Origin of the sequence: Kitasatospora sp. NPDC057940, assembly GCF_042887425.1 — a bacterium.
Lineage (GTDB): Bacteria > Actinomycetota > Actinomycetes > Streptomycetales > Streptomycetaceae > Kitasatospora.
Map to the genome: position 1 here is coordinate 197,909 of NZ_JBHVPH010000013.1, position 19,280 is coordinate 217,188.

At 72.6% G+C, this 19,280-nt stretch carries 19 protein-coding genes; 13 read left to right on the forward strand and 6 right to left on the reverse strand.

Annotated elements, in window-relative coordinates; all coding sequences use genetic code 11:
• The first annotated feature begins 195 nt into the window (after positions 1 to 195).
• The 3 genes from ACFVTF_RS21480 to ACFVTF_RS21490 are packed head-to-tail and all read left to right on the forward strand — an operon-like array spanning position 196 to position 2,223.
• Complete coding sequence (locus tag ACFVTF_RS21480; protein ID WP_387815572.1) at positions 196 to 774, forward strand: PadR family transcriptional regulator; 579 nt, start codon at positions 196 to 198, stop codon at positions 772 to 774.
• A complete protein-coding gene (locus ACFVTF_RS21485) occupies positions 771 to 1,661 on the forward strand; it encodes an NAD(P)H-binding protein (RefSeq protein ID WP_387815574.1) in 891 nt (296 codons plus the stop codon). Before ACFVTF_RS21480 ends, ACFVTF_RS21485 begins: the two co-directional genes overlap by 4 nt.
• Positions 1,654 to 2,223, forward strand: coding sequence for a cupin domain-containing protein (locus tag ACFVTF_RS21490; RefSeq protein ID WP_387815576.1), 570 nt, complete (start codon positions 1,654 to 1,656; stop codon positions 2,221 to 2,223). Before ACFVTF_RS21485 ends, ACFVTF_RS21490 begins: the two co-directional genes overlap by 8 nt.
• 39 nt (positions 2,224 to 2,262) lie before the next feature.
• Here the strand turns inward: ACFVTF_RS21490 and ACFVTF_RS21495 are convergent, their stop codons facing one another.
• Positions 2,263 to 3,198 (reverse strand): fructosamine kinase family protein, encoded by a 936-nt coding sequence (locus ACFVTF_RS21495; protein WP_387815578.1) that lies wholly within the window; start codon positions 3,196 to 3,198, stop codon positions 2,263 to 2,265.
• 119 nt (positions 3,199 to 3,317) lie between these two features.
• On the opposite strand from ACFVTF_RS21495, the gene ACFVTF_RS21500 reads away from it, so the two are divergent.
• Positions 3,318 to 3,881 (forward strand): YbaK/EbsC family protein, encoded by a 564-nt coding sequence (locus ACFVTF_RS21500; RefSeq protein ID WP_387815580.1) that lies wholly within the window; start codon positions 3,318 to 3,320, stop codon positions 3,879 to 3,881.
• A 228-nt stretch (positions 3,882 to 4,109) separates the two neighbouring features.
• On the opposite strand, the gene ACFVTF_RS21505 is transcribed toward ACFVTF_RS21500, so the two are convergent.
• Complete coding sequence (locus tag ACFVTF_RS21505) at positions 4,110 to 5,873, reverse strand: FAD-dependent monooxygenase (protein ID WP_387815582.1); 1,764 nt, start codon at positions 5,871 to 5,873, stop codon at positions 4,110 to 4,112.
• Positions 5,866 to 6,453: a PadR family transcriptional regulator gene (locus tag ACFVTF_RS21510; protein WP_387815584.1), complete on the reverse strand. Its 588-nt coding sequence runs from the start codon at positions 6,451 to 6,453 to the stop codon at positions 5,866 to 5,868. The genes ACFVTF_RS21505 and ACFVTF_RS21510 overlap by 8 nt, the downstream gene beginning before the upstream one ends.
• A gap of 647 nt (positions 6,454 to 7,100) precedes the next feature.
• Between ACFVTF_RS21510 and ACFVTF_RS21515 the strand changes: the two genes are divergently transcribed.
• The 5 genes from ACFVTF_RS21515 (at position 7,101) to tpx (ending at position 11,154) form a co-directional block, all read left to right on the forward strand.
• A complete protein-coding gene (locus tag ACFVTF_RS21515; RefSeq protein WP_387815586.1) occupies positions 7,101 to 7,490 on the forward strand; it encodes a WXG100 family type VII secretion target in 390 nt (129 codons plus the stop codon).
• A complete protein-coding gene (locus tag ACFVTF_RS21520) occupies positions 7,490 to 9,217 on the forward strand; it encodes an alpha/beta hydrolase (RefSeq protein WP_387815588.1) in 1,728 nt (575 codons plus the stop codon). The genes ACFVTF_RS21515 and ACFVTF_RS21520 overlap by 1 nt, the downstream gene beginning before the upstream one ends.
• Positions 9,214 to 9,822: a hypothetical protein gene (locus tag ACFVTF_RS21525; protein WP_387815590.1), complete on the forward strand. Its 609-nt coding sequence runs from the start codon at positions 9,214 to 9,216 to the stop codon at positions 9,820 to 9,822. The genes ACFVTF_RS21520 and ACFVTF_RS21525 overlap by 4 nt, the downstream gene beginning before the upstream one ends.
• A 93-nt stretch (positions 9,823 to 9,915) precedes the next feature.
• Positions 9,916 to 10,398, forward strand: coding sequence for a hypothetical protein (locus ACFVTF_RS21530; protein ID WP_371515387.1), 483 nt, complete (start codon positions 9,916 to 9,918; stop codon positions 10,396 to 10,398).
• 255 nt (positions 10,399 to 10,653) lie between these two features.
• Positions 10,654 to 11,154 carry a thiol peroxidase gene (gene tpx, locus ACFVTF_RS21535; RefSeq protein WP_063350790.1) on the forward strand — a complete coding sequence of 167 codons (501 nt, stop codon included), beginning with the start codon at positions 10,654 to 10,656 and terminating at the stop codon, positions 11,152 to 11,154.
• 172 nt (positions 11,155 to 11,326) lie between these two features.
• On the opposite strand, the gene ACFVTF_RS21540 is transcribed toward tpx, so the two are convergent.
• Genes ACFVTF_RS21540 through ACFVTF_RS21550 form a run of 3 tightly spaced genes read right to left on the reverse strand, consistent with a single transcriptional unit; the run spans position 11,327 to position 13,340 of the window.
• Positions 11,327 to 12,082, reverse strand: a complete 756-nt coding sequence (locus ACFVTF_RS21540; RefSeq protein ID WP_387815592.1) for an SDR family NAD(P)-dependent oxidoreductase — start codon at positions 12,080 to 12,082, stop codon at positions 11,327 to 11,329.
• Positions 12,079 to 13,062, reverse strand: a complete 984-nt coding sequence (locus ACFVTF_RS21545) for a 3-oxoacyl-ACP synthase III family protein (RefSeq protein WP_371515389.1) — start codon at positions 13,060 to 13,062, stop codon at positions 12,079 to 12,081. The genes ACFVTF_RS21540 and ACFVTF_RS21545 overlap by 4 nt, the downstream gene beginning before the upstream one ends.
• A gap of 17 nt (positions 13,063 to 13,079) precedes the next feature.
• Positions 13,080 to 13,340, reverse strand: a complete 261-nt coding sequence (locus tag ACFVTF_RS21550) for a hypothetical protein (protein WP_350887349.1) — start codon at positions 13,338 to 13,340, stop codon at positions 13,080 to 13,082.
• A 726-nt stretch (positions 13,341 to 14,066) separates the two neighbouring features.
• Here ACFVTF_RS21550 and ACFVTF_RS21555 point away from each other — a divergent pair.
• From ACFVTF_RS21555 to ACFVTF_RS21570, 4 genes are all read left to right on the forward strand, one after another.
• Positions 14,067 to 14,954: a class I SAM-dependent methyltransferase gene (locus ACFVTF_RS21555; RefSeq protein WP_371515390.1), complete on the forward strand. Its 888-nt coding sequence runs from the start codon at positions 14,067 to 14,069 to the stop codon at positions 14,952 to 14,954.
• 17 nt (positions 14,955 to 14,971) lie between these two features.
• On the forward strand, positions 14,972 to 16,531 hold the full coding sequence (locus ACFVTF_RS21560) for a flavin-containing monooxygenase (RefSeq protein WP_387815595.1): 1,560 nt from the start codon (positions 14,972 to 14,974) through the stop codon (positions 16,529 to 16,531).
• Between the two features lie 357 nt (positions 16,532 to 16,888).
• On the forward strand, positions 16,889 to 18,376 hold the full coding sequence (locus tag ACFVTF_RS21565) for an FAD-binding protein (RefSeq protein WP_387815597.1): 1,488 nt from the start codon (positions 16,889 to 16,891) through the stop codon (positions 18,374 to 18,376).
• Between the two features lie 428 nt (positions 18,377 to 18,804).
• Positions 18,805 to 19,280: SRPBCC family protein (locus ACFVTF_RS21570; protein WP_387815599.1), on the forward strand; the 476-nt coding region annotated here is incomplete at its 3' end.

The window sequence follows — 19,280 nt, forward strand, 5'->3', positions numbered from 1 at the left end:
TTTTTGGGGCTTTGGCCGGGTTGGGTTTTGACCGGGGCGCGCCGCAGGGGTCCGCCCGGCCCCCCCCCCCCCCCGCCTACGGCTGGGCCGTGGGAAGTCGGACCGGCCGACTTCCCACGCCCCGGCCTCACCCACACCCACACCCCACCCATAATCGCGTTTGACTATGACCCGTAGTCGTGTTCGACTAGCAATGTGAGCACTTCGCGACTCTTCGCACTCAGCGCGCTGGCCCGGGGCGGCCCGATGCACGGCTACCAGATCCGCCAGGCGGCCCAGCTCGACCGCACCGAGCTGTGGACCGACGTCAAGCCCGGATCGCTCTACAGCGTCCTGCACCGGATGGCCGACGACGGCCTGGTCGAGGTGGTGCGCAGCGAGAAGGTCGGCAACCCGCCCGAGCGGACCGTCTACGCGATCACCGACCAGGGCCGCCGGGAGCTCGCCGCCCTGCGTGACGCGGCGCTTCGTAAGGTGCGTCTGCTGCCCGACCCAGTCGATCTGGCTCTGCAGTACACGGCGGACCTCACGGACGAGGACCTCGCCGGGGCCGTCTCCGCACGCCGGCAGGCCGTGGCCGACCAGGTGGCCCTGTTCGAGGAGCAGTTCGAGGCCGCCCGGCCGGACCTGACCGGCCTGGAACCGTGGATCTTCGAGCACTGCCTCGCCCGTCTGAGGGCCGACCTGGCCTGGCACGACGACCTGCTCGACACCCTGACGAAGACCCGCCTGGCGAAGAACAGTCCGACCAAGAACACCCGGAGGACCCCGTGATCCTCGTGACCGGTGCGACCGGCACCGTCGGCCGCGCCCTCGTCGGCCACCTGGCCGCCCTCGGCGCCCCCGTGCGCGCCGCCACCCGCCGCCCCGATCGGGCCCGTCTGCCGGGCGGCGTGGAGGTCGTCGGCGCCGACCTGGGCGAGCCGGACAGCCTGGCCGCCGCCCTGCGGGGCGTGCGCAGGGTGTTCCTGCTCTCCGACGGCCCCGACATCCCGCGCCACGACGCCAACCTCGCCGCCGCGGCCGCCCGCGCCGGTGCCGAGGCCGTCGTCAAGCTGTCCTCCGGCCGGGCCGCGGCCCCGGACGCGGACGACCCCGTCGCCCGCTGGCACCGCGCGGGCGAGCAGGCCGTCCGGGACAGCGGCCTGGCCTGGACGTTCCTGCGCCCGATGGGCTTCATGTCCAACACCCTCGCCTGGGCCGCAGCGATCCGCGCCGCGCGCACCGTCCGGGCCCCGTTCGCCGCCGGGCGGGTCTCCGTCATCGACCCCGCCGACATCGCCGCGGCCGCCGCCCACGCCCTGACCCGGCCCGGACTCGACGGCCGGGCCCACCTGCTGACCGGCCCCCAGGCCCTCACCCCGGGCGAGATGACCGCGACGCTCGCCGAAGTCCTGGGCACCCCGCTGGCCTTCACCGAGATCCCGCCCGCCGCCGCCCGCCGGGCGCTCCTGGACCACGGCCTGCGCCCGGAGAGCGCGGACGCGGTCATGGCGCTGCGCGCCGCGTCCCTGGAACCGTTCGCCGCGACCGTCACGCCCGCGGTCCAGCAGCTCACCGGCCGCGCGGCGACACCGTTTCGGGCCTGGGCCGAACGCCACCGCGAGGAGTTCACCGGACAGCCCGGCGAGGAGCCCGCCGAGGACCCCGGCCGTGGCTGACACCCGCCGCACGGAACCCGGCGGGCAGCCCGGCCCAGGACCCGGCGGGGAGCCGTGCCGGGAGCGCGGCGGTGGCGGCGTCCGCCGCGAGCCCGTCGCCCTGGCCCCCGGGCAGGGCGGGCGCCGCCACGTGCCGGGCAGCCCGTACGTCGTCAAACTCGCGGGCGCCCAGAGCGGCGGATCGATCGCCGTCCTGGAGTCCACCTTCGAACCCGGCCAGGGCGCGCCCCTGCACCTGCACCGCGGCCACGACGAGACGTTCTACGTCGTCAGCGGCGCGTTCCGCCTGCGGTGCGACGAGCACACCACCGAGGCGGGCCCCGGCGCCTTCCTGCACGTCCCGCGCACCCACCCGCACGCCTTCACCGCGATCGGCGACACCCCCGCCACGATCCTGGTGACGCTGACCCCGGCCGGCTTCGAGGAGTTCTTCATCGAGGCCGCCGCCCTGGCCGCCGACGGCCGCCCGGACCGCCGGACGATGCAGACCCTCCTGGCCCGCCACGACCAGGAACTGGTCCCCGACGCACCGCGGGAGCGCCACAGACGAGAAGGCCGCTGAGGACGGCGCAGCGGGCGGCGGGCCGGGCGGGCGGGCGCGCTACCGGTAGGTGCGCAGCACGTCGAGCAGGTCGCCGGTGTGGCCGTCGCGTGCGCCGAAGTGGGCGGCGCAGCTGAGCTGTTCGCGCAGGTGGAGCAGCCGCATGCGGTCCTGCCAGCCGTCGGTGAGGGGGTGGTGTTCGCGGTAGGCGTCGAAGAAGCGGGCGGGGACGCCGCCGGTGCAGAACATCATGCTCAGGTCCGTCTCCGCCCATGTCCAGCACACCGCCGGGTCGATGAACGCCGGTGTCGCGTCCGGGCGGGCGAGGATGTTGCCGTGCCACAGGTCGCCGTGGGTGAGGACGGGCGGTGCGGCGGGGAGGAGTTGGGGCAGCCGGTCGCAGACGCGTTCCAGGTCGGCGCGGCCCCGGGGGCCGAGCGCCTGGCGGGCCAGGGGTTCGTCGAGGTAGCGCAGCAGGCGGTGGCGGGCGAAGAACTCGTGTCCGTCCTCGGTCCAGGGGTTGCGCTGTGCCAGGCGGCCGAGCCAGCCGTCCTCGGTCCAGCCGAAGCGCTGGCCGGTGGTGGCGTGCAGGCCGGCCAGCGCGTGTGCGGCGCGTTCCCAGAAGCCGGGGTCGTGTGCGGGCGGCTGTTCGAGGGCTTCCAGGACCAGGCCGTCCGGGTGCAGGGCCAGTACCCGCGGGGTCGACAGGGCGCCGTGGGTGCGCAGGGCCTGCAGGCCCTGGGCCTCTTTCGCGTACGCGTCGGGGGCCAGGGCCGGGGTGCACTTCACCACCACGCGTCCGCCGTCGGCCAGGGTGACGAGCCAGACGGTGTTCGCGGCGCCGCCGGTCAGGCGCGCCGCGTGCGCCGCGGGGCCGGGGAGCAGGTGCGGCGGCGGGCCGGGGAGCAGGTGGGGCGGCGGGCCGGGGAGCAGGTGGGGCGGCGGGCCGTCCTGTCCGGCGGCCGCCTCATCGGTGTCGTGCGCGAGGTCTTCCATGGCGGGGCCCTTTCCCGCGCCGGCGCCACCGACTCGGGCCGGCACCGGATTTCGCCGCCCCGGGGGGCGGCGGCGGGGCCCGCGCCAGGCCTGCCGGGGTGCGCGGTACAGTCCGCTTCATGAACGAGAACGTGCGCGCCCCGTTCGGGAACTTCACCCTCGTCCGCGCGGCGGTCGAGGTCGTCGACGAGCTCGCCGCCCCCGTCACCGACGCCTTGAGGAACGCGGACGCGCACGGGTGGGCCGGGTCCGTGCTGTACGTGGACACCGACCCCGACAAGGCGGACACCGCGGTGTTCTGCCAGGCCTACGACGTGCCGTTGGAGCTCTCCGCGAACTGCGTGGTGGTCGCCGCCAAACGCGGCGGCGACGTCACCCTGGCCGCCTGCCTGGTGCGCGCCGACACCCGTCTGGACGTCAACACCGCCGTGCGCAGGCACCTGGGCGCGCGCAAGGCCTCCTTCGCGCCGGTGGACGTCGCCGTCGCGGCCACGGGCATGGAGTACGGCGGCATCACCGCCGTCGGCCTGCCGGGCGGCTGGCCGCTGCTGGTCGACGAGGCGGTGGCCGCCGCCCCGCACGTGCTCATCGGCAGCGGGCGGCGGCGGGGCAAGCTGATCCTCCCCGGCTGGGCGGTGACCCGGCTGCCCGGCGCCGAGGTCCTCCCGGGCCTGGCCGCCTGAGCCCGGCGGCGGCGGCGGGACCGGCTCGCGGCTCGGGCGAGGCCCGCCGGCCCGCCGGCCTGGGGCCGGGGCGTGCGTGTCCGGGTCCGGGTCCGGGTCCGGGTCCGGGTCCGGGTCCGGGTCCGGGTCCGGGAAGGGTGCCACCCCCCTGTGCGGCCTGAGTGGACGTCGAACCCAGGCGGGGTGCGGCCTTGTCGGGTCGGATGGCGGGGTCTCGGCGTCACCCGGTCAAGGGGTGGACATGCGGGACCCCGGCGGGAAGGCCGCGCCGGCCACCGGCGCCGCCGCAGGGGGCCCGAACCACAGGTGCAGGGCCGCGCGCAGCTGTTCGGCGGCGGCCGGGGGCCGTGCGGTGGGCGTCCCGGTGGGTGTTTCGGTGGGCGTCCCGGTGGGCGGTGCGGTCCAGGCGGCGTGGCCGTCCGGGCGCACCAGCACCGCTGACGTGTCGGGCAGGGCGCCGGGCCGCACCGTCGCCACGCTCACCCGGTCCGCCCAGGGGGCGGCCGCCGCGCGCAGCGCCTCGGCCGCGGTGGTGTCCTCCAGGAGCAGGGCGCCGGCGCCGGTGCGGGCCAGCAGCGGTACCAGGGCTCCGTGTTGGAGGGTGCCGTGTCGTGCGGTGCCGTCGTGGTGGGGGACGTCGTGGTGGGTGACGTGGTGGAGGGGGATGTCGGGGACCATCGCGCCTTCCCAGGGGTGGCCGCTGCCGTGGGGGGCCGGGTAGCGGGTGGCGATGCCGGTGATCTCCTCGGCCAGGGGGCCGGCCGTGTCCTTGGCCTGTGCGAGTTCGGCGAGCAGGTCGCGCACCGGCGCGAGTTCCTCGTCGTCGCCGGCGAGCAGGGCCTGGGCGCGGGTGTTGCGCAGGAGTCTGGCGCCGGCCGCGTGGCGTTCGGCGTGGTAGGTGTCCAGGAGGGTTTCGGGGGCTTGTCCGCGGGCGACGAGGGCGAGTTTCCAGCCGAGGTTCATCGCGTCGTCGATGGCGGCGTTGACGCCGATGGCGCCGGCGGGCGGGTGGATGTGGGCGGCGTCGCCGGCCAGCAGGACGCGGCCCTGGCGCAGGCGTTCGGCCAGGCGGGCGGCGTCGCCGAAGCGGGTCAGCCAGTGGGCGCGGGCGATCGGGACGCGGTGTCCCAGGGCGTGGTCCAGTGCCTGCTGGAAGCGGGGCAGGGTGAGGGGTTCGTGCCGGTCCCGGGGCGGGTGGGCATCGGCGGTGATCAGGCGGACGTAGCCGGGCCGGGGGATGGCGAACACGGTGCCGCCCGGGCCGGTGTTCACGCCGAAGGGGATCTGCCGGGGGTCGGTCAGGACCACGTCCGCGAGCAGGGTGAAGCGGCGGGCGGGGGTGCCGGGGAAGGCGATGGCGGCGAGTTCGCGTACGGTGCTGCGGCCGCCGTCGCAGCCGGCCAGCCAGGCGGCGTGCAGCAGCGCGGGGCCGTCCGGGGTGTCGGTGTGGGCGTGGACGCCGTCGTCGTCCTGGTGAAGTGCGGTCAGGCGGTGGCCGCGCAGGATGCGTACGCCCAGGTGGTGGGCGTGTTCGGTGAGGATCTCCTCCACCCTGGTCTGGGCGATGCCCAGGACGTAGGGGTGGCGGGTGCGCATGGCGGCGAGGTCGAGGCGGGCCTGTGCGGTGAACGCGGTGCTCGCCACGGTGGGGCCTTCGGCGAGGAGGCGTTCGGCCAGGCCGCGGCGTTCCAGCAGTTCCAGGCTGCGGGCGTTGAGGTTGAAGCCGCGGCAGAAGCCGGGCGGGGACGGGTCGCGTTCCAGGAGCACGGTGCGCACGCGGGCCAGGGCCAGTTCGCAGGCCAGCACCAGGCCGGCGGGGCCGGCGCCGACGACCAGGACGTCCGCGTCACCGGCCCCGCCGGCGGTGGCGGCCCCGACGGCGGGTGCGGCGGCGGGTAAGCGCTGTCCGGCGGGGGCCTGCGCGGGGACGGGCGCGGACGTGGGCGTGGCGTCGGGCGCGGGGGTGGTGTCGGGTGCGGGGGTGTCAGGCATCGGGGGCGGCCTCCGGCCAGGCCAGGGTGCCCTGTTCGATCTCCTCGGCGGTGCGCAGCACCCATTGGCGTTCGGCGCGCAGCATGGCGTTTCCGTACTCGGCCTCGATGACGAACAGTCGGGGGGCGTGGTGTTCTCGGGTGGCGCGGTGGTGGGCGTGTTCGCTCTCGGTGATGCGGGTCTGCAGGGCGGCGGCGCGTTCGCGCAGGGCCTGGGCGGCGCGTTGTGGTCCCAGGGCGCCGAGGTAGCTGACGGCGGACAGGAATTTGGGGTATTCGCGGGAGGGTTCGCGGATGAGTTCGTCCAGCCACTGGGTGAAGTACTCGCGGCCCCGGGGGGTGTGGCGGTAGACGGTGCGGGCGGGGCGCGCCCCTACTTGTTCGGTGTCGGTGGCCTCGATCCAGCCGTCGCGGGCCAGGGCGCGCACCGTGTCGTAGAGCGAACCGGTGGTCAGTTTGAAGGCCTGGTCGAGGTGGCGCTCGCGCAGGGTGGTGGCCATGGCGTGGGGGTGCAGGGGCTGTTCGAGGAGCAGGCCGAGCAGGGCCAGGGCCAGGGGGTTGGCGGGTCGTTTGGCGGTCATGGCACTCCGTGGTCGCACGCGGGGGGCCCGGGACCGGTGGTTCGGGTTCCGGGCCGGTGATACTCGGATCATACTACTCGGATCCGAGTATGTGGAGGGGGTGGCCCGGGCCGCCCGCCGCGGGGACGCGGCGCACCGGCCGTGCGGCGCGGGGGAGTTCGGGCCCGGCCGCGGGCCCGGCCGCTGCCGGGTGCGATCACGGCGGGCGTGGCTTCCGACGACGCACGACCGCAGCAGGTGCGGATCACCGAGGACCCCGCCCACCCCTGGCCCCGCCCGGCCGGGCCGGCGGACCCCGCCCCCTGAGCCGCCCGGCCACCGCGGCCGCAGACCGCACCCGCACCACCGCCCGGCCGCCGGCGCCCCGGGCCCGGGTGACGGGGCGCCACCGCCGGGACGCGGGCACCGAAGGCCCGCTGCCGGGCCGTCACCGGGCAGGCCCCGGGCCGCAGCCGGGCCTCAGCCGGGCCGCGGACGGGTCGGCGCCGGTGGGCTGATCTGCTATTTTCGCCATGCTTCGACGCGAACCGTACAAGCGTGCGGTTGCGCATGCCCGCACGGGACCCCGGCCGCGAGCCCGGCCACGAGCCCCGGTGCGGGCCCGGGTCGGGCACAGCAGTAGGTCGACCAGCGGGGGGACGGGATCCATGAACGCGTACGCGGGCTCCGACGGGCCGGGCCTGTACGGGCCCTACGGGCCGCCGGCGGGCGGGCCGCTGTTCGGGGTGAACCCGGCGGACCTGGACACGGCGGCGAAGGTCGCCAAGGACACCGCCGAGGCGATGCCGGGCGAGCTCAAGCACATCCACGAACCCTCCGACACGGCGGTCGCGGCACTGTCGGGCTGGCGCACCGGGGCGTCGCTGCACGCCTGCACGGCGGCGTGGGAGGAGTGCCTGAACAAGCTGGCCTCCGAGGTGGACGGCGTGAGCCTGAAACTGGGCCGGAGCGCCGACAACTACCGCGGCACCGACACGGGCAACGCCGGCGCCCTCAAACCGCCCGGCGCCGGACCCTACGCGCCGGCGGTGAACTGATGGTCACCCTCGCCCAGCTGCGCGACGCGGACCTGTCCTCCCTGACCGGCGCCGCCGGCGCCTACGACACCCTGGCCGGCGCGTTCGGCAAGCACGTCCAGGCCATGAACACCGAGGTCACCAAACACGTCTTCAACAGCCAGTGGGTCGGCACCGCGGCCGGCGCCGCCAACGCCTCCCTGCAGCGCACCAGCGGGCGCCTGGACGCCGCGCACACCGAGATGTCCGCGGTCTCGGAGCTGCTGCGCGAGGCCTCGGAGAGCTTCCAGCTGGCCCAGTCCAAGCTGAAGGAGGCCCTCCAGGAGGCCCAGGGCGCGGGACTGACGGTCGCCGAGGACGGCACGGTCAGCTGGCCGGCACCCTCCCAGGCCGAACGCCACGACCCCGACTACGACACCCCCCAGCGGGCCAGGGCCCTGGCGGACCGCATCTCCCGCGCCGTCACCGAGGCCGACGGCGCCGACCAGAAGATCGCCAAACTGCTGGACGACCTGACCGCGCGGGCCCGCACCGGCACCGGCCTGGACCTGACACAGGCCGCCGCCGACCGCAAGGCCGTCGACGAACTCGGCACCGGCCTGATGGCCGCCGGCTGGCCGCCCGCCGGCGCCGCCCCCACCGAGGTCAACTCCTGGTGGAAGGGCCTGACCCCGGACGAGCAGCAGCGCCTGGTCCAGGCCCACCCCGACCTGCTGGGCATGCGCGACGGCATCCCCGCCACCGCCCGCGACCAGGCCAACCGCCTCAACCTGGCCCACCTGATCGACACCTACGAGCACAAGCCGAACCCGTCGGACGACGACAAGCAGAAACTGGACGGCTTCCACGCGATCCGGGACAAGCTGAACGTGCAGAACGGCAAGCAGCCGCCCGCGTTCCTGCTGGGCGTCAGCGAACAGGGCCAGGGCCGCGGCATCCTGTCCTTCGGCAACCCCGACACCGCGAAGAACGTCAGCGCCTACGTGCCGGGACTCGGCACCAAGCTGTCCTCCGTCGGCGGCAAGGACGCCGACCGGGCCCTGAACGTGTGGACCGCCGCCCGCATCGCCGACTCCAGTGCCGAGGTCGCCTCCATGATCTGGCTCGGCTACGACCCGCCGCCCGGACTGGAGAAGGTCCTCGACGGGGACCCCCGGCCCCTGGAGGTGATGAGCACCGACCGCGCCGCCAAGGGCGGCGCCGCCTACGACACGTTCATGGCCGGACTGCGCGCCACCCACGAGGGAGCGCCGGCGCACCTGGTCGCCCTCGCCCACAGCTACGGCTCCACCACGGTGGGCCTGGGCGCGCAGATGCCCGGCGGCACCGGCGCCGACGACATCATCCTGGTCGGCTCCCCCGGCACCGGCGCCGACAAGGCCTCCCAACTGCACATCGACCCCCACCACGTGTGGGTCGGCGACGCCGAGAACGACCCGGTCAGCCACCTGCCGGCCAAGGGCCGGGTCGCCACCGACGTGGCCCTTGGCCCCGTCCTGGGCCCCGCCGCCGACGACCTCTACGAGACGTTCGGCCCCGACAACCAGCTCTGGTTCGGCCAGGACCCGGCCAGCAAGGACTTCGGCGCCAACCGGTTCGCGGTCCCCGACGGCAAGCCCCTGTCCCTGGACTCCCACTCCAACTACATGAACAGCTCCTCCGACACCGCGACCGCGGAGTCGGTCAACAACATCGGCCAGATCGTGGCCGGCAGGTACGACGCCGTGACACGGCAGGAAGGCCGATGAGCATGGCAACCCCGACCGCACGACGGCTCGGCCTCACGGCCGCCACGCTGGCACTCGCCCTGACAGCCTGCGGACACACGGGCGCGGGCGTGGGCGACGAGCACCCGGCACCCGAGTCCCTCACCACACCCGAACAGGCCGTCCAGAAACTCGACGCGCTCCTGGACGACGCGCTCTCCGGCATCCAGCCGCCGCTGCGCCACCGGGACGGCTGGCCGCGCTCCACCGAACAGAGCGGGGGCATCGACGACCACTCCAAGGGCTACGCCACCGCCACCCGCGACCGCTACATCATGACCAAGGTCTCCAAGGCCAAGTACACCACCCTGATGGACATGGCCGAACGCGACTGGAAGGCCAAGGGATACAAGATCACGTCGGTCAACCCCAACCAGCCGGCCCTGTTCGCCGCCGCCCCGGACGGATCCTCCGTCGCGATGCTGTTCGGCGCCGCCGGCAACATCACCCTCCAGGCCTCCGGCGGCGGCCACATCCCCGTCATCCGCGACCGCGACCCCTTCGGCACCCCCACCCCCGAACCCACCCTGCCGAACGGCAACCCCGACATCCTCCCCGCCTACGACGACCCCTACTGGTCCACCTGACCCACCCCCGCCCGCCGTCCCCCTCCCCAGGCCCCCCGCCAGGGCCCGCCCCGCCCCCGCCGCGTGACCCCGCACCAGCCGAAGGCCCCCGCCATGACCCCCGAACAGGCCGTCCACACCCTCGACGCGCTCCTCGACGAGGCGATGTCCGCCATCCGCCCCCCGCTGCGCCACTGGGACGGCTGGCCGCGCTCCACCGAGCAGACCACCGGCGGCCTGGAGGACCGCTCCCTGGGCTACGCCACCGCCACCCGCGAACGGCACGTCACCACCCGGGTCGCCCCCGCCAGGTACGGGGCGCTGCTGGGCGTCACCGAACGCGGCTGGCAGGCCCGCGGCTACCGGATCACCGCCGTCAACCCCCGCCAGCCCGCCATGTTCGCCACCACGCCCGCCGGCTACGGCGTCGCCGTGCTGTTCGGCGCCGCCGGGAACATCACCTTCCAGGCCACCGTCGGCCCCATCCCCGTCATCCGCGACCGCGACCCCTTCGGCACCTACGTGCCCGAACCGACCCTGCCCGACGGCACCCTGGACGTCCTGCCCCGCCACGACGACCCGTTCTGGTCCGCCTGAGCCACAGGGCCCGCCGCCGGGCCCGCCGGCAGGCGCGCCGGCAGACCTGCTGGCAGACGCACCGCCAGACCACGGGCAGGCACACCGGCAGGCACACCGGCGGGCACGGCGGCGAGCGCACCGGCAGGCACGGCGGCGGCGGCGCCCGCACGCCCTCCCGTGTCCGAGGGGTGGCCGCCCGGCGTCCGGGGCCGGGCGCGCGCAGTAGGATCGGCGGCGTTGTCACCACATTCCACCGCTGGTAGGAGGCTTTTCATGGCTCAGGTCACGCTGAAGGGGAACCCGGTCCAGGTCGGCGGCGCGCTGCCCCAGGCCGGCAGCCAGGCCCCGGCGTTCACGCTGGTCGGCGAGGGGCTCGCCGACACCTCGCTGCAGGACTTCGCCGGCAAGCGCAAGGTCCTCAACATCTTCCCCAGCATCGACACCCCCACCTGCGCCACCTCGGTGCGCACCTTCAACGCCAAGGCCGGCTCGCTGGCCAACACCGTGGTGCTGTGCATCTCCGCCGACCTGCCGTTCGCGCAGGCCCGCTTCTGCGGCGCCGAGGGCCTGGACAGCGTCCGGACCCTGTCCACCCTGCGCGGCCGCGACTTCCACGAGAACTACGGCGTGGCCCTGGCCGACGGCCCGCTGGCGGGGCTGACCGCCCGCGCCGTCGTCGTCCTGGACGAGAACGACACCGTCCTGCACACCGAGCTGGTCGCGGAGATCGCCGACGAGCCGAACTACGAGGCCGCGCTCGCCGTCCTCGCCTAGAACCCCGCCCCGCCCCGCCCGGCCCCGCCCGGCCCCGGGCGGCGTGCCCCGCGCAACGCCGCCCGTGCAACGCCGCCCGGCCCGCCCCCCAGGTCTTCACCAAAGGGGGGCGGGCCGGGAAGGGCGCCGGGCGGGCCGGCCGGGGCCGGGCCGGGAACCGGGGGCGGGCGGGTCAGGTGATGGAGGCCCCCGAGTCGATGCTGATGACCTGTCCGGTCATGCAGTCCTGGTCGAGGAAGAGCCCGATGGAACGGGCGACCTCCTGCGGGGTCACGAACCGCGGCACCGGCACCTTGTCCCGCATCCCGGCGACCACGTGCTCGGGCAGGGTGTCCGTCATCCCCGTGATCATGAACCCGGGCGACAGCGCGTTCACCGTCACCCCCCGGCGCCCGCACTCCGCCGCCAGCGTGCGGGTCAGCCCGATCAGCCCCGCCTTGGACGCCGCGTAGGCGGTCTGCCCGGCGGTGGCGATCAGCGCGGACGGCGAGACGATGTTGACCACCCGGCCCCAGCGGGCCCGCAGCATCGCCGGCACGCACACCCGCGCGGTGTGGAAGGAACCGACCAGGTTCGTGTCGATCACCTGCCGCCACTGCGCCGGATCCTGCATGGCCATCAGCGCGTCCTTGCGCACCGCCCCGTTGTTGACGAGCACGTCCACCGGGCCCAGCGCCTCGGTGATCCGCTCGTACATCGCGGTGACCTGCGCGTAGTCCGCCACGTCGCCGGTGACCAGGACGTGGTCGCCCGCCAGCTTGCCCGCCACCTCCTCGGCGGCCTGGCGGGCGCTGTTGTAGTGCACCGCGACCCGGCACCCGGCCGCGTCCAGCGCCAGCGCCAGCTCCCGGCCCAGGCCCCCCGAAGCGCCGGTCACCAGCGCCACCGGGGAGGCGGGCCGCTGCCCGAACGCCGCCTTGCCGCTCACCGCGCCCCTCCCCACGTCAGCAGGACCGAACCCCACGTCATCCCGGCACCGAACCCGGCCAGCAGCACCGTGTCCCCGTCCTGGATGCGCCCGGCGTCCAGCGCCTCCGCCAGCGCGATGGGGATCGACGCCGAAGCCGTGTTGCCGTACCGGTCGAGATTGGCCACCAGGCGGTCCGCGGGAATCCCCGTATGGGCGAGCACCGAGTTGATGATCCGGATGTTCGCCTGGTGCGGCACCACGTGGTCCACGTCCGCCGGCGTCAGCTTCGCCTGCTCCAGCGTCTCGCGGATCGTGCGCACCGTGTAGCGCACCGCGTTCAGGTAGATCTCGTTGCCGTTGATCTGCGCGTAGTGCAGGCCCCGGCGCACCGTCTCCTCGGTCGTGGGCATCCGCGAACCCCCCGCCAGGACCTTCAGGCTGTCCTTGCACGAGCCGTCCGCGCCCAGGTTCCACGCCAGGATCCGCTCCACCGGGCCGGGCTGCAGGACCACCGCACCGGCCCCGTCACCCACCAGGATCGACAGGTCCCGGTCCGCCGGGTTCGCGGTCAGCGTGTGGGTGTCCGAACCGATCACCAGGATCGGCCGCGGGTCCATGCGCAGCAGGCCCACCGCGGTCACCAGCGCGTACACGAACCCCGCGCACTCGGAGTTCACGTCGTGCGCGCTGCCCGCGATGCCCAGCTCGTCGTGGACGAACGCCGACGTCGCCGGCGAGGGCTGCTCCGGTGTCGCCGTCGCCACGATCAGGTGCGCGATGTCCGCACCCGACAGTCCCGCCCGTTCCAGTGCCCGGCGTCCGGCCTCGACCGCCATCGACGCGGTGCTCTGCCCCGCCCCGACCGCCCGCCGTTCCCGGATCCCGCACCGGGAGACGATCCAGTGCTCGTCGACACCGAAACGCTCCGCCAGCTCCACGCTGGTCACCACGCGCTCGGGGACAAAGATCCCCCACCCGGTGATGTCGAAGCCGCTCATCGAGCAGTGCCCCGCGCTCAGACGCCGGCCTGGGCCACGAGCGCCAGGATCCGCTCGTGCACCACCCGCAGCGTCGTCGTGTCGTCGATGTCCGCGAACAGCGACTCGTCCGCCGGGATGTGCGGGTACTGGTTCTGGAACCCGTACAGCCACTCCATCAGATCCAGCGAGTCCACGTCCGCGATGTGCTGCAGCGCGGCGTCCGCGTCGATCTCCTGTGCTCCGGAGACCGCCTGCAACTGCGCGGCCAGGTCCTCGATGGTGGGGATGTCGGACATGAGTGATCGTTCCTTCCTGGACGCCCCGAAGCGGGCGCCAACACGTGATGGGGCAGAACAGACCCGGAGGACGCGCCCCGGGGGGTCCTCCGGGTGCCGCCGCCGCGCCCCGGCGGCCACAGGCCACGGGAGGCACCGCGACGGAACCCGGGAGGACCCCCCGGGGAGAAACCCGGGAAGGCCGTGGGGGCCGCGTGTCTTGTCGAAACCGCATGAAACCCACCCCCACGCAAACGCCCCGCAACCCCGGCCCCCCGCCCACGCTTGCGCGCCGCTTGCGAGACACGCGCTTACCTGACCCGAGACACCGCACCCACACGCACGACACCCACCACCCCGCACCACGACGCACCGCACCGCACCGCGACGCACCGCGGCGGGACGGGACGGGGCAGCCCGCACCACACCGGGACGCACCGCACCGGGACGGCGCCGCCGGCCAGCGCACCGGGGCCGCACGCAGCGCCACCCGCGCCGACCGCCCCCACCCCGCGCGAACGCCCGCACCGCACGGGACCGACCACCGTCACCGGCACGGCCGTCCACGCGGGGCGAGGGCGCCCCCGGCCCCGCCGCGGCGCCGCCGCCGCGCCACCGGACACCCGCACCACCCGCACCACCGGGCCCGGCCGAACACGGCCGGACCCGGCCCGATCCAGTCCAGTCCAGTCCAGTCCAGTCCAGTCCAGTCCACCCGATCCGCCATCAGAACAGGGGCACACCCGCATGACCACCGCCGAGACCCGCTCCATCAACCCCGACGTCGACGCGATCCGCCACCACTACGAGGTCGGCAACGACCTCTACCGCCTGATCCTCGGCCCCACCATGATGTACTCCGGCGGCTACTGGGAGGACGGCGAGGACCTCGTCGCCACCCTCGACGAGGCCCAGGAACGCAAGCTCGACGTCTTCACCGACCTCGCCCAGGCCGCCGGCAAGGCCAAGGTCCTGGACATCGGCTGCGGCTGGGGCACCATGCTCAACCGCCTCACCACCGTCCACGGCGTCCAGCAGGCCGTCGGCGTCACCCTCTCCCGCACCCAGGCCGACTTCGTCGCCGCCCTCGACAACCCCGCCATCCACGCCCGCGTCGAGAGCTGGGAGGACCACAAGGCCGACGGCGAGCCCTACGACGCCGCGTTCTGCATCAACGCCCTCGAACACTTCGTGCTCTCCTCCCTCACCCCCAAGGAGCGCACCCAGCGCTACCGCGTCTTCTTCAAGCAGGTCCACTCCCTGCTCAAGCCCGGCGCCCGCTTCGTCCTGCACACCATGACCGTCGAGAACCCCCCGCTGCGCCGCCAGCTCCTGGACGACCTCAAGTTCCTCCAGCGCGAGGAGTTCGAGGGCTGCCACATCCCGCGCCTGCCCGAACTCGCCGCCGGCCTCGACGGCCTCTTCGAGGTCACCGAGATCCGCAACGAACCCGAGTCGTTCGCCCGCGCCTGCCGCGCCTGGCTCGAACTCCTGGCCGCCCGCCGCGACGAGGCCGTCGCCATGGCCGACGAGACCACCGTCCAGCGCTTCGAGCGCTACCTCGACATCTTCGCCTACACCCTCGAAGACCACATCTTCAACAACTTCCGCGTCACCCTCACCCGCCGCGCCTGAAAGGGGACACCCCGGCCATGACCACCACCGCCGAACACCCCGCCCCCTCCGGCGCCGACCAGCCCGAACCCGCCGGCGCCACCGCACACCCCGACACCACCGCCGTGCGCCACCTCAAAGTCGCCATCATCGGCGCCGGCATCTCCGGCCTGGGCACCGCGATCCGCCTCCTGCAGACCGGCACCGACGACTTCCTCGTCTTCGAACGCGCCACCGACCTCGGCGGCACCTGGCGCGACAACACCTACCCCGGCTGCGCCTGCGACGTCCAGGCCCACCTCTACTCCTTCTCCTTCGCCCGCAACCCGGAGTGGAAGTCCACCTTCGCCACCCAGGCCGAAGTCCACGCCTACCTCAAGGACACCGCCCGCCGCTTCGGCGTCGAACCCCACCTGCGCTACGGCCACGAACTCCTCGACGCCCACTGGGACGGCGACCACCGCCACTGGCGCATCCACACCACCCACGGCCGCTACACCGCGCAGATCCTGGTCACCGGCACCGGCTACCTGTCCGAGCCCGCCGTCCCCGACCTGCCGGGCCTGTCCACCTTCACCGGCACCGTGTTCCACTCCGCGCGCTGGCGCCACGACCACGACCTCACCGGCCGCAACGTCGCCGTCATCGGCACCGGCGCCTCCGCCATCCAGTTCGTCCCCGCCATCCAGGACCGGGTCGCCCGCCTCGACCTCTACCAGCGCACCCCGCCCTGGGTCGCCCACAAACCCGACAAGCCCAACACCGCGCGCCACACCTGGATGCTGCGCCACCTGCCCGGCTACCAGCGCTTCCGCCGCGCGTTCAACAAGAACGGCCGCGAGATCGTCGCGTTCTTCATGTCCCGCCCGGGCCGCACCACCGGCATGAAGAACATGGCCGCCGGCCACCTCAAGAAGTCCGTCGCCGACCCCGCCCTGCGCGAGCGCCTGACCCCCGACTACACGGTGGGCTGCAAGCGCCTGCTGTTCTCCAACACCTGGTACCCCGCCATCCAGCAGCCCAACGTCGACATCGTCTCCGACACCATCACCGGCATCGGGCCCACCCACATCACCACCGCCGACGGCACCACCCGCACCGTCGACACCATCATCCTGGCCACCGGCTTCACCGCCACCGACCGCCCCGTCGCCCGCCGCATCCACGGCCGCGACGGCACCACCCTGCGCGACACCTGGCACACCCACGGCATGAAGGCCCACCGCGGCACCACCATCCACGGCTTCCCCAACCTCTTCATGCTCCTGGGCCCCAACACCACCCTGGGCCACTCCTCCCAGACCGTCATGATCGAAGCCCAGATCGCCTACATCGTCGACGCCCTCAAGACCATCGACACCCACGGCATCACCTCCGTCGAGGTCCGCCCCGAAGCCCAGGACACCTACAACCAGACCCTCACCGCCCGCCTGAAGAACACCGTCTGGAACGCCGGCGGCTGCCGGAGCTGGTACACCGACCAGCACGGCAACAACCCCTCCATCTGGCCCACCTACACCTACCGCTTCCGCCGCCAGACCCGCCGCTTCGACCTCCTCAACTACCAACGCGCCACCGTCACCCACACCACCCCCTGACCCCACACACGCGCACACCCGGACACACACGCTCGGGCACACACGCTCGGGCACACGGGCGCACGGGACAACCACACAGGCACACCCAACACGGCCGGGCGGCACCCGCCCACCCACGGACCCCGCCGCCCGGCCGGCCCACACCCCGGGACACCCCACCCGAACCGCACGCACACACGACCGACAACCGAACACCCACACGGACCCAGCAAGCAGCCCACCCCCAGAACCCACCCACCCGCCCTCACACACTAACCACCACCAGGCCACCCGCCCGCGGCCATCACACCATCAGACACCCCACCCACGAACAGACACACACCACCCGAACACACCCACTACCCGAACAGGAAACCCATGCCCAACCCCAACCTCACCCGACGAACCCTCCTCACCACCACCGCCACCACCGCCCTCATCACCGCCTACAACACCACCACCCGCACCTGGGCCACCACCAACACCCCCACCACCCACGGCCACCTCTCCCCCATCCCCACCCTCGACGGCACCCTCACCACCGACACCACCACCCTCACCGAATTCAGCCACGACTTCGGCCGCCTCACCACCAACACCCCCCACGCCGTCCTCAAACCCGGCTCCGACCAGGACATCATCAAAATCATCAACTACGCCCGCCGCAACGGCCTCAAAGTCGCCATGAACGGCCGCAGCGGCACCGACAACGACCTCGAATCACACTCCAACTACGGCCAAGCCTCCACCAACGGCGGCATCAGCATCGACGCCCGCACCCTCAACCGCATCCACACCATCACCCCCACCAACGCCACCGTCGACGCCGGCGTCACCTGGGCCCAACTCACCGACGCCGCCCTCAACCAAGGCCTCACCCCACCCTGCCTCACCGACTACCTCCACCTCTCCATCGGCGGCACCATCAGCATCGGCGGCATCGGCAACACCGTCCAAAAACACGGCCTCCAAGCCGACACCGTCGAATCCATCGACATCATCACCGGCACCGGCCACCTCCTCACCGCCACCCCCACCAAAAACCGCGACCTCTTCCACGCCGCCCTCGCCGGCGCCGGACAATTCGGCATCATCATCCGCGCCACCGTCAAACTCATCCCCGCCCCCCAACGCGCCCTCGTCTTCAACCTCTACTACAACAACCTCACCACCTACCTCACCGACCAACAAACCATCCTCAACGACGGCCGCTTCCACACCCAAGTCGGCGAAATCATCCCCCAACACAACACCACCCCCCTCTACAAAATCGAAACCGCCACCTACTACAACGGCACCACACCCCCCAACCCCACACCCCTCCTCACCGGACTCAACCCCAACCCCAACCAAACCACCACCACCGACCAGACCTACCGCGAATACACCTACCGCGCCGACACCTGGACCCAAAACCTCAAAAACCTCGGCTACTGGAACCAACCCAAACCCTGGCTCAGCCTCTTCCTCCCCGCCACCCAAGCCGCCAACTTCATCACCTACGCCACCCCCCTCCTCACCCCCGAAACCCTCGGCCAAGGCCTCCTCCTCTTCTACCCCTTCCCCACCAACAAACTCACCCACCCCTACGCCATCACCCCAAACGAACCCACCACCTACCTCTTCGACCTCCTCACCTTCCCCCACCCCGACACCAACCCCACCACCCAACTCACCCACAACCGCACCCTCTACGACCACGCCACCACCCTCGGCGCCAAACGCTACCTCGTCGGCGCCATCCCCCACATGACCCCCACCGACTGGAAAAACCACTACGGCCCCCAATGGAACAACCTCACCAACACCAAACACAAATACGACCCCACCCACACCCTCACCCCCGGCCAAAACATCTTCCCCTAACAACAACACACACAGACACAGCCGAAGACACGGAAACACAAACACAGGCGCACGGGCACAGGCCCAGCCGCGGACACAGACGCACAGGCACACAGGCACAGAAACACGCAGGCACAAGAACACGCGCACAAAAAAACACCAATAAAACAATCCCAAACACAGACGCAAGCCACAAACGGCAGGCGGCAGGCGACAGGCACACAACCGCCGACGACCACAAACAGAAGACCCCAACCACAGACAGACAAAACAAACCAGCAAAAAACCCGCAAACGGCAAGCGGCAAGCGGCAAGCGGCAAGCGGCAAGCGGCAAGCGGCAAGCGGCAAGCGGCAAAAAAGAAATACAGGCCTACACGCCAGAAGGCCGGAAAAAGAACCCAGGAACTCAGGACACCACGAACCCGGAAAAGGACAGGAGGACCACACCATGCACACCTACGACCTCGTCAACGAAGCCGTCATCCACGCCCCCACCCACCAGGTCTGGAACCACCTCATCGCCGAACTCAACGGCACCACCACCTGGTGGACCCCCCACAACACCCACCAACCCGGCAACCCCACCCCCGAACACCCCGGCGGCACCACCCACATCACCATCCACCCCAACGGCCACACCAAACCCGGACCCAAAATCCACTTCACCGCCACCACCACCCACATCACACCCCCACACACCCTCACCACCACCCACACCGGCCACTTCACCGGCACCACCACCTACACCCTCACCCCCACCCACAACAACCAACACACCAAACTCACCATCACCTTCACCACCACCCCCCACGGCTGGCCCACCCTCCTCCCCAAACACACCATCCCCAACCAACACACCAAAGCCACCCACAACGCCCTCACCAACCTCAACCACCAACTCACACACACCACCAGCACAAACAG